Consider the following 13,481-nt stretch of genomic DNA (forward strand, 5'->3'; position numbering starts at 1 on the left):
CTATTCTATATGCATTCCTGGGTGAATCAAGATCTCCCGTGAGAGATTTCGAAGAGATTCCGCAGGTCAGGCGGCCACGTCGCGTATGAGGGCTTCCACCTTCTGAAGCGCCGCCAGGAAGACGGCCTGCGAGTGCAGCCGATCGCGACGCTCCAGAGAGTCGCGCGCCTCCTGGGCGGCCCTCGCGGGGACGTTGCCCTCGTGCAGGGTGTCACCGCACCCGATGAGCACGTGCGGACCTAGATCCCAGAGGATCGCGTTGACGGCGGCCCCCGCGGCCGCAAGCGGGTCGACGTCCGTCAGTGACCAGCCGAACTCGTGTGGGTCGATGCCGCGTTCACGCATGACCTGCACGGCGGCACGGTACATGCCGCCGGTTCCGCCGGCGGGTTCGTCGAACGTCATACCGGGGGTGAGCGGCATGCCGTCGAGCAGCATCCTGGCCATCAGGTAGGCCACCTCCGGCGGCGTATGTATCTCCGCGAGCGCGTCGTGGGCGCCCTCCGAGCGCATGACGGCCAACACGGTCCCCATCACGTCCGTCGTGGAGCGGAGGTCAGCGTCATCACTGCTGGTCAAGTGCAGCAGCCCGTTGGTGAGTGAGGCTTCCACGACAGCGCGGACGGCCCCGGCCCGACGCGGGTCGGGATTCTCGTCGTCGATCCATTTGTGCAGTGGGGTGGCGCGGTCGATGAGGTCGGGCCGCATGATCCACCAGCGGGCCCAGCATTCACGGAATGCGGCGAGCAGGTCGGTGTCGTCGAGGCTGAGCCACCAGTCGGCGGCGAGGTAGGCGTCCGGGCCACGAAGGGGCCAGAGAGCGAGCGTGGCGACCACGCCGATCGGGACCTCGATGGCGCTGCCTCCGTGTGCGTGGTGCCAGGCGTAGCTGACGGCTTCAGCGATCTCGAAGGCGTGGGCATGTGGGTTGCGCTGGGTCGGCCGATAGTGACCCAGCTTGCGCTCGACGACAGTGAGGGCGCGTGCGGGTTGGGCGGAGATGGTTACGGGGGTGGGAGCGGGCGGCAGGTCGGTGAGGTATCGGCGGGGTGGCGCCACCGGGGCGGGCGGGGTGGTTGGCTCGTCGGGCTTGTCAGCGTCGGCGAACAGGTCGAGCTGATCCATGCGGTCTCCTGGCCGTTCGATTCTCAAGGTGAAGGCGGCCCGTGTCGGCCAGAGGAGGATGGTCGACACGGGCCGCGGGTCAGTGGGATCCCTGCTGGAAGCGCCGCAGGGCGTCGTCGGTTCGGCCGGCGGCCGAGAGCGAGGCGTGTCTGAGCATTTCGGCCAGCTCGTCGGCGGTGACTCGGGAGAGGGCCTCGGTCAGAGTGAGGTGCCGGTCGCCGACGGGGCGGTAGTAGTAGCCCATGGCCAGCGTGAGCACGATGCCGGGGATGAGTTGGTCAGTCTGGTCGTCGCCGAAACCGAGTCCGCGACCGATTCGGCGTACGGCCTCGACGTCGCCGAGGAGCGCCGATTCCGGCAGTGCCTCATGGGCGCGCGTCGCAGTCGCGATCTCGCGTTGTACGTACGCCTCCCAGGCCAGACGGGCATCAGCCTCTCGCCCTTCGATCTTGAGGGCGATGGACGCCAGCATGGCGTGGAAGCGCGGGGTCGTGAGCGACGTGTCGAGGTACTGGGCCGGTGTGCGTCCGGTGAGCGCGACGATGGGGTTACGTGATTCCGCGGTGAAGTGCTGAAGGGTTGTCACGAGCGCGCGCTCTATCGCCGCGTCGCTGACTCCCAGGCGGCACACCAGATCCGTCAGCACGATCTGCGTCACGGGGTTCATGTGGTTCTCCAGTCGGTCAGGAGGAGCAAGGGGGTTGTCAGGACTGGTCGTTGGTCCGAAGGCGCGGCGTGGGGTAGCGCGCTTGGACGTCCGCCATCACGCCGGTGATGAAGTCCATGAGGGTGCGGATTTGCTTCCTGTCGCCGCCCAGGTACAGGGCGAGGTCGAGAACCTGCGGGGCGGCTGCGTAGTCGAGGAGCTGCCGGTACTGCTCGACGGTGAGGTTCGCGAGGTCCTCCGGGCGGAGCGCCCAGGCGGCGATGGCGGCGTTTTCTGCCAGGTGCAGGGCAGCGCGGAGGGCCTCTTCGTCGGGTGCGAAGGTCAGCAGGATGAGGATCATGGCGCCCCGGTGGTGCTCTGGGGTGTTGATGGCCGGTATCGAGGGATGGGCGGGCATGTATGTCTCCGGGGTGTGGATGAGAGCGCCCAATGCTCCTTTTCTATATGCATTCGGGGCGCAATGCGGCCCTGCCATCGAAGAGCAGGGGTATGGGACGGGGCTGTAGGTCCGCCCGGCGGCCGGGACACGGTGGCCACCGACCGCCGGACGAGGCCTGCAGCGTCAGCCGACAGGCGCAGAGAAGGACTTCAGGTCGGTGAAGATGTGACCCACGGCCGCCGCGGGCAGGCGATCCACCACGATCCGACCGTCCTCACTCCAGGTCAGCAGCTGGATGATGACGTCGAGCAGCGGCTCCGGGAGCGACCCACACCAGTCGTCGTAGTCGACCCCAGGAAACCGCTGCTCCCAGACCTCCTGGAGGAGGTCCGAGATCGCCCGAGCCAGCCGCCTGACTTGTTCAGGGCCGATCGGTTCGGAGATCAGGCGCCGAAGGATGGCTTCGAGACCGAAGGGGTTACTCACGAACACTCCTGAAGGGCAACGGAAGAGGACTCCCCCCTCCCTGATAGTTCTATTCTATATGCATTAGGGAGGGGGGCAAGATTTTCGAGCGGGAAATCTTACCGGCGAGGGACTCTATTTATGCAGGTCAGCGGGCTCTTCCACATCGCTGAGGTCGCGGATGTGGAGTACGAGCCGACCGCCGTCGACCACGTCACCGATACGCATGTCCGGGCCGACGACACGCGTGTGGTCGTCGTCATCCAGGACTCCCTGATCCACGAGCCCGTCGACGCACGCCTTGAATGAGGGGTACCAGTTGGCCGGATCCCTCCTCTGCCTGCTGTCGGGATGCAGAACGCCGATGATGTGCACACGCTCCAGGTGTGGGAGCCCGCGTGACGCAGCCCATGCGGCACGTCGCAGCACTCTGGTGATCTCGGCACGCCGGTGGAAGTGCGGTCGCTGGTTGGCGTTCAGAAGCTCCAACCGCGGGGGTAGAGCGACCCTGAATCGACGGCCGGGCAGCCCTTCGAACCAGTCATGTTCCACACGGGTCATGAGCGGTCCGCCTCTCCGGTGTCCACCGGGACCCATACGATTCGAAGAACACGTGCTCGGGCGAGGCGTAGGGCAAGGGAGCGCGCACTGCCGTTCCGGTGGGCGGCGAAACCGGCGCAGATGGCCGGGGCCTTGGTGCCGAGCGTGGCGTGGCAGACGATGTGCCCCTCCTCCGCGATGGCACTCGCGATCATCTCCGCCACGCGCCCGGGTTCCAGGTGCATGAGGTTGCCGGGCCGGAAGATGCATGTCCCGCATCGCCCCGCGCAGATACGAACGCTCCACGTCACGGGGTCAGCGACGTCGTGGCGCAGCCCGTCAGAGGTGTATGTGGCTGAGCTGGTCATCGGTCGGCTCCCGGCGTTGCCGCGCGCACTGCTTCTCCGGTGGCTGCCAGCAGCATGTCCATGCAGGCGGGAAGCAGTTCGGGGTCGGGTGCCGTGAACGCGGCCCCGTAGAGGGCGAGCGTGGTCTGAGTGTCTCCGTTGGCGTGCGCGGTGATGAAGCGGGCTGCGAACAGGTGCGGAGGCGGGAGGATGTCCTCGGGGATGCTGCCGTCAGGGGTCAGCAGGATCCACGACGCCGCCCCGCCGCTCAGTCCTTGCAGCTTCTCCAGCGCGGCCTTTGCCATGACCGCGAGACCCGTGGCCACGCCGTACATCAGCGACGGTGTTCCGGTCCGCGCGAGATCGGCCAGGATCTGGCGGGCCTCGTCGTGGCGCCCGTCCGTCCAGTGAGCAACGGCTTCGGCGAGACGTCCGGCGACCATCGTGCCCGTCGCCGGTCTGCCGTGTTCCGTCGGTATGACGGGCGCGGACCAAGTGCCGGGCTGACCTGGTACCTGTCGCCAGCCGTTCACTGCCTCTGGCGTTCGGGCATCGGGCCGAATCATGTAGCCGTGCTCGATCAGCCGGTGGCCGGCGCTGGCCGGGCGGAAGCTGTCCCATGCAAAGGGGAGGTCCAATATCGGCTCGTCGTTGCCCTGGGCAAGGACTCGAAGCCGGTATCCCTCCGGCACGGTGGTGCATGTTGCGGTCAGGTGCAGCACTGAGACTTCCTTTCTACTGGTCAGGGGACTTCGGGGAGTTCGAGCTGCTGTGCGATCTCTTGGTCCTCGTCCTCGAGCGGGTTGGGGCCGGGACGGTAGAAGGGCTGGCAGCGCGGGCACTGCTGCTCGACAGCTCGGCGGTGGGCGCGCGATCCGGCGGCAGTGCCGCACGACTTTCGGATGACCGGGCGCGGCAGCTCGCTGGAGTCGGCCTCCGGCAGGGCGTGAACAATCTCGCCGTTGAGCCAGATTCGGCCGCCGCAGATCCCGGTGAAGCCGCTCTTCGCCGGGAGGACCTGCCTGATGCACGCAGCTCGGTAGGGGCAGCCGCCGCAGACGTAGAGGACTGGTTCACAGATGGCGACCAGTTCCTGACCGGTCTTCCACCGGTCGTCGGCGACAGCGAAGTCTGGGTCGCCGAAGCATGGGGCGTGGTCGGTGACGTGGGTGCCGGGCAGTCGGCTTCTCGGTCCGGTCACAGGACGGGCTCCAATCGCTGGCCTATCCACCGGGCGACGTTCACGGAGACCGCGTTACCTGCCTGCATGGTCTGTTCGGCCTGGTTGCCGTAGACGACGTATTTCGCCGGGAACCGCTGCCCTTCGAGCTGTTCGCGGGGCTTGAGCATCCGGAAGTAGCAGTCGTTGATGTCCGGGGCGCTGCGCACCAGGGCGGCGGAGTCGCGGGTGGAGAGGGTGTGGACGGGTTCGGCTGCGGTCTTCACCGCGGCCTTGCGGTACGGCACGACGAGCGTGTTCCGCGCCTGCTCAGGGACGGTGCCGGCGTGCGTCACCAGACCGTGGTGGTTGCCCTGGGCGGTGACCACGCTGAGCGGGTCGCTCGCGAGGCTGGCGGTGGCGTGGTTGCGGTATTCGATGAGGAACGGGTCCACCGTCAGGAGGGCTTCGCTCTCGCGGGTGGTTCGGGTGCGAAGCGGAACATCGACGGGGACTGCGTCGGTGTTCCAGGATCCGCCAGTCGGCACCAGGAGGGCGTCTCCCTGTTTGGCCGTCCGGGTCGGCAAGGGGCGGTCCTCGACGGCGTACGCCCGGTCTCCGCCGTCTTTGCCGTGGGTGAGGGTGATCGAGCTGGGGCGGTAGGGGAACTTGATGAGGCCCGCGCGAATGCGGTTCATCGTGGTCTCCGCGAGCGGCTTCTTGCGTTTGCCGATCTGGGTCCCGAGGTCGTTCCAGTTGATGATGTCGCTGGCCGGTCGTACGTACGGCTCGACCATGGCGTGGCGGCAACGTGTGTTCGGGCAGCGGTAGATGTAGTCACGCCGGTACTTGCCGATGCGGACGCCGTCGACGTTCCAGGACTGAACGGCGTGCACGTCCTCGCCGCAGTCCATGCACGGGGCCAGGGGCCGGGGCTCCAAGTCGGGCTTGCGCATGGTCTTGAGCGTGAAGACCACGTACATCCGGTCGCGCCACTGTGGGGCGCGGAGGTTGGTGTCGTCACCGATGTGGGCGCTGCTGACGCACACGATCTGGTAGCGGTAGCCGAGCAGTTCCATGGCTTCGAGCCACTTCTGGAACAGGATCCAGTCGAGGCCGAATTCGACGACGTTCTCTACGACGACGGCCTTGAACCGTTTCGCCTCGGCAGCGCGTACGACGCACCAGGCGGTGACTCGGGTCGCCTCGAAGGCGTCCTTGGTCAGGGACTCCCACTCGTCGCGCTCCTCCTGGAGCAGATCGAGCAGGTCGAGTTGGTTCGTTTCTCGGGGGCGTCCTCCGGCGGGGCTGATCTCGGTGCAGATGACCGATGCCCAGAGGGCGTCGGCCTTGGGCAGGTAGCGCATGGGGAAGCCGTCGCTGAGGGTCATGACGGCGTGCTCGCAGTTGGGATGGTTGGCGGCGTGCGTCTCGATTGCCAGGTCCCAGTGGTTGATCCCGAGGAGCAGTTCGTGTCCTGCTTCTACGAGTCCGGTGCTACTGCCGCCCGCGCCGCACAGCAGGTCGATCCATGTGGCCATGCTGGTTGTCGTTCTCCAAGAGGTCTTGCGTGCCCGGCCTCGCCGCGCGGGGCCGGGCAGCGCCCGAGTTCAGTGAGCGCGCAGGCCGCCGTGCTCCTTGGCACGGCGCAGGAAGGCGATCCAGTGCGGCCATATCGGGTCGCCCAGCGGCATCTCGGAGACGTCGATGTTCGGGTGGGCTTCGTACGCGGCCAGGGCTGCCGTGATCTCGGCGACCGTGACGAGGGCGCCGTCGTTGTAAGCGAGCTTGTACGTCGGGATCCCGGTGGGCTCGGGCTCCGCAGCGTCCATGACGGCGCGGTATGCGCTCCGGTACTCCGCCACGAGGTTGGCCTTGTCCAGGGCGTGCCGGACCCCCGTCTTGAGGTCGCCCTCCGTCAATCCGTAGGCGGACAGGAGGGGAACGGCCGGGTAGGGCAGCTCAGCGAGCATTCCGAAGTTACGCATCGTGTCCAACGCGCGGATTCTCGCAGTGAGTTCGAAACGGAAGTAGTTCTCCTCGCCGTCGGCGCGTCTGCCGTCTGCGGTCTGGATGTAGATGTCGTATCCCACGGGGTGTTCTCCAAGAGGTCTACGGCTGCCCGGCCCGAAGCCGGGCCGGGCAGCGTGTTCAGCGGTGGGCGGCGTGACGGTGGTGGCGCTCACCGCAGGTCGTGCAGCGCGGGAGTCGGTTGCGGGCCTCCCACCGGAGCTCGCCGATCACGAGCACGACCAGGCCGGCGCCGACTCCGAGCGCGAGCGCGAGCAGCGCGTACATCACGGTCGGCTCGCTCATCGCGCGGCCTGCTCGTCACGGGTGGGACAGGGCTGCATGAGCTGCATGCAGGCGAGCAGCACCCCTTGGGCGTCGTTGGTCGCCAGTGCGTTGTCCAGCGCGGCCTGGGCCCTGGCCTGCTCGTTCTCGTCCTGGGGGTGGGCGATCACGCAGTGGCAGCGGCGCGTCTTCGGCTCCGCGTTCGGCGGAGTCACATCGGTGCCCGGCATCACCCGATCGCCTGTCCGGCGTGCCCGACGAAGACGGTGAGGATCGCGTTGTCCTGCCTCCAGATCGTCAGCGGCCAGTCCGTTCCGCCCTGCTCATGGATGCGCTCCCAGCCCTTCTCCATGAGGTCGTGGGTGGTGTAGCCGTACTCCTTGACGGCGGCCCGACGGTCCGTGAAGGGGCCCTGTACCTCGGCGGATACCGGAGTGTGCTTGGCGGTGACGCCCTGCATCTGAACCTGGAAGAGGTCGACGATGGGTGGCGCGAGCTTGCGCGCGGTGACGAAGGCGGTGACCGCCTGGATGAGGGGCACGACATTGTTGCCGTGCTCGGCCTGGTCTGCGCCCTCGGTGGAGTCGTAGACCCGCTCGTCGATGGTGGGGTTGTCGTGATGAGCGCGCCGGACGTGGAAGCCCTCCAGCGCGGCCGGGTCGACGGGCAGGCAGTGGGTCGAGGTGATCCACAGGTGCGAACCGTCGGTGAGCTGGGCGTGGATCGCGAACTCGCCGCCGCTGATCTCCACATCGGTGATGAGCGGGATGCGACGCAATGCGGTGATGACGGGCTCGTAGGCGTTCCACAGGGTCCGCCACAGCGGGTCGTCGGTGTTGCCGTGCTTGGGCATCGGGGCCATGGGCGCGGTGTTGGTGCTCACGGTTCTGTCTCCAAGAGGTCCTATGTTCGCCAACAGTACAGAGTTGGGATCTATCTGGGGAGGGAGATGAGCAGAGCGAGTGTGCAGGCGGGGCACCTGCGCCTCGCCTCGCGCTCCCCGCGAGTGATGGCAATGGCGGTCTCCAGCTCCGCTACGCGCTGCTGGGCCGCCTCGTAGAGGCCACGCGCCTCCTCGGCAAGGCTGCGGGCCTGCATCAGAGCACGGTGGTTCACGCGGTGGTCGAGGTGGATCTCCGCGCCGCCGATGTCGTCGAGGAGTTCACCGACGAGTTCATCCCGCACGACGGCGGCGTTCCCGATCCCGCCGAGCTCGCGCTCGCGGTCGACCCGCTCCTTGAGGTCGGCGATCTCGATGAGCGCGCCACCGACACCCTCGGCGTCATGGCGGTAGAGGTCGGCGAGCACCTGGATCTGCTCGCGGGCGGCAAGCGAGCCGTCGAGCACGATCCCGCCCCTGCGCTCATAACGGAGGGTGGGCAGATACCTGCTGTCGTTCATGGCGTCCTTCCGGTCCCGAGGAGGTTCCAACTCCCCCTCTTCCTGGTTCTATTCTATATGCATTAGTGGGGATGTCTAGATTTTCCCCGAATTTTCTTTCGGTGGCCTAAGTTTTCTGCTGTCTACGGCTCTTGGCGGCGCGCACGGCTTCCCTTGTCGCCCGGCGTGCGGCCTCCGTCTCCTCCGGACGCTCCTCGACCCTGCGCCGACGGCTGGCCGCGTCCCGGCGCCACTGATCCCAAAACTGTCCGTGCGTTCGGCGCTCCTCCTCCTTGGCCTCCTCCTGCTCTCGTTGGCGGCCCGCACGCGGATTGGTGCCGCATGCACGGCAGTTGGCAGAAGGACGCTCCCTGTGCCTCGCGCAGCCCTTCTTCGGTTCCGCGCGGTCCGCCGGGGCAGGAGTGTCCGTCGGCGCGGGCGCGGGCTCCCCTGCGGCGTCAGCCGTGGGGGTAGGGGGGGAAGGAAGGACAGAGGAAGAACAAGGCAAGGAAGGGGTTTCATCGTTGGAACCCAGTGGGTTCCCCGCGTGAAACTCGTCGGGTTCCACAGGTGGAACCCGCTTCTCTGAAGCGCCCGGGTTCCCCCCGTGGAACCCTGCCCCATCCCCTGGGTTCCCCGCATGGAACCCAGCCTCCACCTGTGGTGATCCGTCGGAGTGTTGACGTGCGGCCTCCCGTGCTTCGACGTCTTGATAGGTCATGGCTGGCTTCGCTGGCGCTGAACGAACTACGCCGGGACGGGCCTTCCGGGGATTCTTCGGAGCGGCCTTGCGAACCTCAGCGGCCTCCTTGAGTTCCGCTGTGGTCGGCGTGGACGGTACGCCGAGAGGGAAGACCCGGTACACCGCCGCGCGTCCGGCCTTGCCGGTCTCCACACGCTCGACGAGGCCTTTGGCGATCAGCTCCGTGACGATGGTGATGGCCCGCTTGTCGGTCACGCCGACCCACGCCGCGAGGCGGGTCAGACCAGGCCGGGCGAGACGGGTCTCGTCGTCGGCGCTGTCCGCGATCTTCATGAGAGCGAGTTTCTGGCTCTGGGTGAGCACGTCGGGCGGCAAGTACGCTGCTGCGATCATCAGTTGGATGGACACGGTTCCTCTTGGGCAGTGCAGCACGGCGGCAGGACGGGTTGCCCCGCCCGGTCGTCGCCGGGCGGGGCTGCGGTTGCATGGGCTCGGGTCAGGCCGGCGCGATGTTGATGACCGTGGGCGTCTTCTTGCCGGTCTTCTTTCGGGGGATGGCCAGTCCTGCCGCCTTGAGGTTCTTGACCATGCGGTTGGTGTCCGGCGTCATCGGAACCGGGATGCCAGCGACTTCGTGAAGGTCGACCATCGCCTCCACGTCGTCCTTCTCCTCGTCGTTGCCGCCACGCCAAGACAGCTTGTTGGGGCCATAGATCCCGGCTGGTGACAGGTCGAGCTTCTTGCGCGCGAACTTCTTGATCCGCTCGCCTTCGCTGGCGAGTTCGTGTCCTCTGACGTAGTCGATGAGCGCCTGCTCACGGTCGGCGTCGTTGTGGATGAGTGCAGTCTGCTCGGGAACGCCTGGAGCCGTGCCCGGCCAGCACAGGGACCGGAACGGGCAGTAGTCGCAGATGGCGTCCAGACCGGGTCCGTGGAAGTCCCGGGGCATCTCCTCGGGGTCCTTCGTCTCGCGTACGCGCTCCACCCACCACTGTGCTTCTGCCGCGCGCTGGGGATCAAACTCGATCTCCTGGAGGTGCTCGGCGCCGCTGTCGCGGTTGATGAAGCGGAAGCGGATGCGCCCGACTTCCAGCGGTCCCAGGCGGGCCAGATATCGCTGACCTGGAACGTCCTCGAACCCGACCTCGAACAACGCGCCTGCGTACAGGTGGACCTGCCGAAGCTCGGCGGCCGTGGCACCGTAGCGAAGCACCCGGTCCCACAGGTATGTGGACTTGGTCTTCACGTCTTCGACGGTGAGCACTTCGGCGGGTATCGCCGGTCTGTGGCGGGTCGGTACTCGAGCGGCGGTCGCCGCATCGAGCTGAACGACGTCGACGTGCCCCCGGATCAAGTCGTCCTGGACACTGCGCTCCACCAGCCATCGGTACTCCGTGCGCGCGGACTCCAGCAGGCCGTGGTGGATGAACGTGCCGAGGATCGCCGCTCGCTTGTCAGGGCGGTCGGTTGGTGTGACGCCGTGCAGGATGTAAGCGGCCCGGCGACCGCACACTGTGTCGGACGCTCCGAGCTGTGTCTGAAGGGAGCGGGGGCGGCGGGCGTCGACGTCGTGCGCCGCGTCCCAGAGGGAGGGGGCGACGCCGTCAACGATGGTGGCTACGGACATGGGAGTCCTCCATGAGGTCGTTGGGCCTGGTCACTGCTCGGCGTCGGCGTCCTGCTCGGCGGCCTTCCGGCTGGCGGCGGCGCGGAGCTTCTCGGCATCCGACAGCGGGCCCTCTCCCATCTCCCGGCGAGGGTTGTCGAGTTCAGCGGCTCTCTGCTCGGCGGCGGCCCGTACGGTGGCGATCTCCTCGCGGCTGAGCCGGTTGGCAGGGTCCGGAACACTGCGCCAAAGCGCCCCCAGCTGCTCCTTGTCGTTGAGTCCCGCGATCCGATTGAGCCAGGGCTGAACGAGGTCGCCGACGAGTGCGGGCATGATGCGCGGCTGGGACTGGACCGAGCAGCCCAGCTTGTTGAAGACCAAGTCCTCGATGCTGAAGTCCCGCAGCGTCAGGGGCTTGCGCTCCTCGACGCGCATCCGTAGCGAGCGGACCTTGATGACCTGTGGGTCAGCGTTGCGCTTCATGCGGATCCAGCACGTCGAGTCGAAGCCCAGGTCCTTCTGGGCTGACACCTTCCACTCGTTCCGATTCGGGATCGGCTGGCCGTTGTCGTCGGTCGCGCTGACCTGCTTGCCGCGGGCGAGCACGATGGCGATGCCGGGCAAGGTCCGGAGCAGGTAGATGATCCTGTTCCACCGCTCGTTGGCGTCGTTCCACAGGTTCCGGCCGATGTCGTATGCAGCGTCCGGATCTTCCTGGAGCAGGGCCCGGTTCTTCCGGCTCCGGCGTCCTCGCTCATATGTCCAGTTGGTGAGCATCCGCCACAGTGCCGACCCCGAGTCGATGGTCAGAACGACCGGCGGCTCACCGGCGGTGGCTGCGCGCCGGGCCTCGGCGTGTACGGCTTCGACCTGTTCGAGGATGTCTCGGTAGGTGCCGTCATGGTCGATGATCTCGTAGTTCGCGCCCTCGATCGCCGCGTACTCGTCGGCGGATCCCTCGTCGAGGTCAATCCAGTACATCTGCCCGATGAGCTGACTGCCGGAGAACTGGGCAGCCGAGTACGTCTTGCCGGCGCCCTCCTCTCCCTCGATCAGCAGGAGGGGCCAGGGGACGACCCCAGTCGGTTTGCGGGTCTTGAGCTTGACGGCGGGCGGCTTTGCATTGCCCGCTGGTGCGTTCACGATCTGGCTCCAAGAGGTCGTGGTCAGTCCGTGCGCAAGGCCCGGACCTCGAAAAGGGATGTCCACTCCGGGTGTTCGGCCAGCAAGAGCCGCACGTACCGGGAGCGGTAGTCGTTGTTCAGCGCGAACTCGTCACCCTTGGTCGCCGCGCCGTACTGGTAGCGCAGGAGCTCGAAGAGCATCCCGATGCCGATGCGGGTGAACCCCTTCTCCGCGCAGTCGGCGGTCATCCGGGCCAGCGCCCTGAGGACCCAGGGGTTGAGTGCGTGGAACGCCTCGAATCGCTGCTGGATGGACAGGCTGCTGTCGGCGGCGGGGTGGCGAACGGGCTGGATGGTGCCGAACAACGGTGGCTGTTCGATCCGCAAGGCTCCCCCTCAGTGATAGTACGGACACCCTGGAGTGTTGGAATCTATCTTTGCCCGGAGAGAATGTCGATCGACAACACCACCGAGCCATCCACGGCGGCCCCCTGGAACGCCCCACAACACCCCCTCAAGCAGATAGAAGCGCACCCCCTTGAGTGCGCTTCTATTCTATATGCAAACAGGGTGCGGATCAAGATCCCGCACCTCGGCCTGGGGCTATGTAGCCTGCTGATTGGCCGCCCGACCGCGCGGAATGATCTTGGAGCCAGGCCCGTCGTAGGTGCCCTCCCGCAGGGCGGCGAGGACCTTCTCGTCGATCGCCCAGTCCACCCCACGCGCACCGGCCTGAAGCGCGGGGGCATCCTCAATGACCGACTCCAAGAGCCAGATCGGGGATCCGGACAGCGTGTAGTCGGCAGGCCGGAACCGGCCCGTACCCATCGCCTTGCGCAGCAGTGCGCCGGATGTCAGCTGGAACAGGGCCACCAGCTCGGCTTGCCCCACGAGCGGGGGCAGCTGCTCGATCTCCCCCACCCAATACCCGGGCGACTGCTCTTTGACGATGCGCGCAAGCTCGGACTCGTTGAGCTGCCGTGGACGCGGCGTCGTCTCCCCAAATCGTTTGGCGAACTGGAGAAGCCAGTACGGCGAACCACTGATGATCTTCGCGTACCGGTAGTCGAGGGTGTGGTCACGACTGATCCACTGGCTGACCTGGAGCCGCCTCACGTCATACAGTGCCGCAAACTCGGCCCCGCCGACCAGATACGGCTTCCTCATGGTGGGCCTCTCCTCGCTTGCCACCCCATCGCCTCCCCATCAGAACCCATGTGCATATAGATTGTAACCGGAGGGGTGCCGGGCGATTCGCACGCCTTCACAAGGTTGGTAGGGTGGGTGTTTCCAAGAGGTCGAAGGCCCCCGCCGCGAGGCGAGGGCCTTCTTCCTTTTCCACCAGCTCAAAGAAGCGATCAGAAAGATCGTCCGCGTCGCTCAGGCGGCCGACGGCACCGGCGACCGTCTCAGCCAACCGTGACCCAGCAAGCAACTCTGCGAGAGGCATGGGCGGTTATCTTTTGGGGCAGTTATGGTGCACGCTTGAACGCGTCCAGGCGCAGCCTCCACGCAAGCATGTCGAGCACCTCCCACCACGGTATTCACCTGGTCTGGTCGTCCAGTCTGCCCTAGCTGCGCGCCTGACCGACCGCCCTCCAATGGCGGGTAATGTCCCGCCCAGCGTGTAGCGGTTCGACGGGCTGCCCTTGCGGGTCGCCCGAGCTTGCCGGAATCCAACGGCCCGTTGA

General features: G+C 66.8%; 19 protein-coding genes. 1 reads left to right on the forward strand and 18 read right to left on the reverse strand.

Going from position 1 to position 13,481, the window contains the following annotated elements; all coding sequences use genetic code 11:
• Positions 1-66 precede the first annotated feature (66 nt).
• The 4 genes from ACIBJB_RS03025 to ACIBJB_RS03040 form a co-directional block, all read right to left on the reverse strand.
• Positions 67-1,125, reverse strand: a complete 1,059-nt coding sequence (locus ACIBJB_RS03025) for a hypothetical protein (protein WP_398925879.1) — start codon at positions 1,123-1,125, stop codon at positions 67-69.
• A 79-nt stretch (positions 1,126-1,204) separates the two neighbouring features.
• Positions 1,205-1,792 (reverse strand): hypothetical protein, encoded by a 588-nt coding sequence (locus ACIBJB_RS03030; RefSeq protein WP_398925881.1) that lies wholly within the window; start codon positions 1,790-1,792, stop codon positions 1,205-1,207.
• A 37-nt stretch (positions 1,793-1,829) separates the two neighbouring features.
• A complete protein-coding gene (locus tag ACIBJB_RS03035; RefSeq protein ID WP_398925883.1) occupies positions 1,830-2,189 on the reverse strand; it encodes a hypothetical protein in 360 nt (119 codons plus the stop codon).
• Positions 2,190-2,354: 165 nt separating this feature from the next.
• Entirely contained in the window at positions 2,355-2,657 is a 303-nt protein-coding gene (locus ACIBJB_RS03040; RefSeq protein ID WP_398925885.1) for a hypothetical protein, read from the reverse strand.
• 120 nt (positions 2,658-2,777) lie between these two features.
• Here ACIBJB_RS03040 and ACIBJB_RS03045 point away from each other — a divergent pair, with 120 nt between their 5' ends.
• Positions 2,778-2,945 (forward strand): hypothetical protein, encoded by a 168-nt coding sequence (locus ACIBJB_RS03045; RefSeq protein ID WP_157878044.1) that lies wholly within the window; start codon positions 2,778-2,780, stop codon positions 2,943-2,945.
• A 595-nt stretch (positions 2,946-3,540) separates the two neighbouring features.
• Here the strand turns inward: ACIBJB_RS03045 and ACIBJB_RS03050 are convergent.
• The 14 genes from ACIBJB_RS03050 to ACIBJB_RS03115 all read right to left on the reverse strand — a co-directional run bounded on the left by ACIBJB_RS03050 (position 3,541) and on the right by ACIBJB_RS03115 (position 13,240).
• Positions 3,541-4,245 carry a hypothetical protein gene (locus ACIBJB_RS03050; protein WP_398925887.1) on the reverse strand — a complete coding sequence of 235 codons (705 nt, stop codon included), beginning with the start codon at positions 4,243-4,245 and terminating at the stop codon, positions 3,541-3,543.
• Between the two features lie 20 nt (positions 4,246-4,265).
• The gene (locus ACIBJB_RS03055) at positions 4,266-4,724 is read right to left on the reverse strand and encodes a hypothetical protein (protein ID WP_055713177.1); all 459 of its coding nucleotides are present in this window, start codon (positions 4,722-4,724) and stop codon (positions 4,266-4,268) included.
• Positions 4,721-6,223, reverse strand: a complete 1,503-nt coding sequence (locus tag ACIBJB_RS03060; RefSeq protein ID WP_398925890.1) for a DNA cytosine methyltransferase — start codon at positions 6,221-6,223, stop codon at positions 4,721-4,723. Before ACIBJB_RS03060 ends, ACIBJB_RS03055 begins: the two co-directional genes overlap by 4 nt.
• A 69-nt stretch (positions 6,224-6,292) precedes the next feature.
• Complete coding sequence (locus tag ACIBJB_RS03065) at positions 6,293-6,775, reverse strand: hypothetical protein (RefSeq protein WP_398925892.1); 483 nt, start codon at positions 6,773-6,775, stop codon at positions 6,293-6,295.
• A gap of 58 nt (positions 6,776-6,833) precedes the next feature.
• Positions 6,834-6,998, reverse strand: coding sequence for a hypothetical protein (locus ACIBJB_RS03070; RefSeq protein WP_398925894.1), 165 nt, complete (start codon positions 6,996-6,998; stop codon positions 6,834-6,836).
• Positions 6,995-7,207 (reverse strand): hypothetical protein, encoded by a 213-nt coding sequence (locus tag ACIBJB_RS03075; RefSeq protein ID WP_055713174.1) that lies wholly within the window; start codon positions 7,205-7,207, stop codon positions 6,995-6,997. The genes ACIBJB_RS03070 and ACIBJB_RS03075 overlap by 4 nt, the downstream gene beginning before the upstream one ends.
• On the reverse strand, positions 7,207-7,860 hold the full coding sequence (locus tag ACIBJB_RS03080) for a hypothetical protein (protein WP_398925896.1): 654 nt from the start codon (positions 7,858-7,860) through the stop codon (positions 7,207-7,209). The genes ACIBJB_RS03075 and ACIBJB_RS03080 overlap by 1 nt, the downstream gene beginning before the upstream one ends.
• A 50-nt stretch (positions 7,861-7,910) precedes the next feature.
• On the reverse strand, positions 7,911-8,378 hold the full coding sequence (locus tag ACIBJB_RS03085) for a hypothetical protein (RefSeq protein ID WP_398925898.1): 468 nt from the start codon (positions 8,376-8,378) through the stop codon (positions 7,911-7,913).
• A 106-nt stretch (positions 8,379-8,484) separates the two neighbouring features.
• A complete protein-coding gene (locus tag ACIBJB_RS03090; protein ID WP_398926821.1) occupies positions 8,485-9,453 on the reverse strand; it encodes a helix-turn-helix domain-containing protein in 969 nt (322 codons plus the stop codon).
• A gap of 103 nt (positions 9,454-9,556) precedes the next feature.
• Complete coding sequence (locus tag ACIBJB_RS03095; protein ID WP_398925900.1) at positions 9,557-10,687, reverse strand: PD-(D/E)XK nuclease family protein; 1,131 nt, start codon at positions 10,685-10,687, stop codon at positions 9,557-9,559.
• Positions 10,688-10,717: 30 nt separating this feature from the next.
• On the reverse strand, positions 10,718-11,809 hold the full coding sequence (locus ACIBJB_RS03100; protein WP_398925902.1) for an AAA family ATPase: 1,092 nt from the start codon (positions 11,807-11,809) through the stop codon (positions 10,718-10,720).
• 23 nt (positions 11,810-11,832) lie between these two features.
• Positions 11,833-12,177: a hypothetical protein gene (locus ACIBJB_RS03105; RefSeq protein ID WP_398925904.1), complete on the reverse strand. Its 345-nt coding sequence runs from the start codon at positions 12,175-12,177 to the stop codon at positions 11,833-11,835.
• Between the two features lie 216 nt (positions 12,178-12,393).
• On the reverse strand, positions 12,394-12,957 hold the full coding sequence (locus ACIBJB_RS03110; protein WP_398925906.1) for a hypothetical protein: 564 nt from the start codon (positions 12,955-12,957) through the stop codon (positions 12,394-12,396).
• Between the two features lie 97 nt (positions 12,958-13,054).
• Positions 13,055-13,240 carry a hypothetical protein gene (locus tag ACIBJB_RS03115; protein WP_398925908.1) on the reverse strand — a complete coding sequence of 62 codons (186 nt, stop codon included), beginning with the start codon at positions 13,238-13,240 and terminating at the stop codon, positions 13,055-13,057.
• Positions 13,241-13,481 lie beyond the last annotated feature (241 nt).

Origin of the sequence: Streptomyces sp. NPDC050759 (genome assembly GCF_044456945.1) — a bacterium.
Taxonomy (GTDB): Bacteria; Actinomycetota; Actinomycetes; order Streptomycetales; family Streptomycetaceae; genus Streptomyces.

Coding starts and splice junctions, on each gene's coding strand:
- ACIBJB_RS03075 (WP_055713174.1), bottom strand. CDS start 7,207: ATGCCGGGCACCGATGTGACTCCGCCGAACGCGGAGCCGAAGACGCGC.
- ACIBJB_RS03025 (WP_398925879.1), bottom strand. CDS start 1,125: ATGGATCAGCTCGACCTGTTCGCCGACGCTGACAAGCCCGACGAGCCA.
- ACIBJB_RS03115 (WP_398925908.1), bottom strand. CDS start 13,240: ATGCCTCTCGCAGAGTTGCTTGCTGGGTCACGGTTGGCTGAGACGGTC.
- ACIBJB_RS03060 (WP_398925890.1), bottom strand. CDS start 6,223: ATGGCCACATGGATCGACCTGCTGTGCGGCGCGGGCGGCAGTAGCACC.
- ACIBJB_RS03035 (WP_398925883.1), bottom strand. CDS start 2,189: ATGCCCGCCCATCCCTCGATACCGGCCATCAACACCCCAGAGCACCAC.
- ACIBJB_RS03095 (WP_398925900.1), bottom strand. CDS start 10,687: ATGTCCGTAGCCACCATCGTTGACGGCGTCGCCCCCTCCCTCTGGGAC.
- ACIBJB_RS03110 (WP_398925906.1), bottom strand. CDS start 12,957: ATGAGGAAGCCGTATCTGGTCGGCGGGGCCGAGTTTGCGGCACTGTAT.
- ACIBJB_RS03045 (WP_157878044.1), top strand. CDS start 2,778: ATGCAGGTCAGCGGGCTCTTCCACATCGCTGAGGTCGCGGATGTGGAG.
- ACIBJB_RS03030 (WP_398925881.1), bottom strand. CDS start 1,792: ATGAACCCCGTGACGCAGATCGTGCTGACGGATCTGGTGTGCCGCCTG.
- ACIBJB_RS03085 (WP_398925898.1), bottom strand. CDS start 8,378: ATGAACGACAGCAGGTATCTGCCCACCCTCCGTTATGAGCGCAGGGGC.
- ACIBJB_RS03070 (WP_398925894.1), bottom strand. CDS start 6,998: ATGAGCGAGCCGACCGTGATGTACGCGCTGCTCGCGCTCGCGCTCGGA.
- ACIBJB_RS03090 (WP_398926821.1), bottom strand. CDS start 9,453: ATGATCGCAGCAGCGTACTTGCCGCCCGACGTGCTCACCCAGAGCCAG.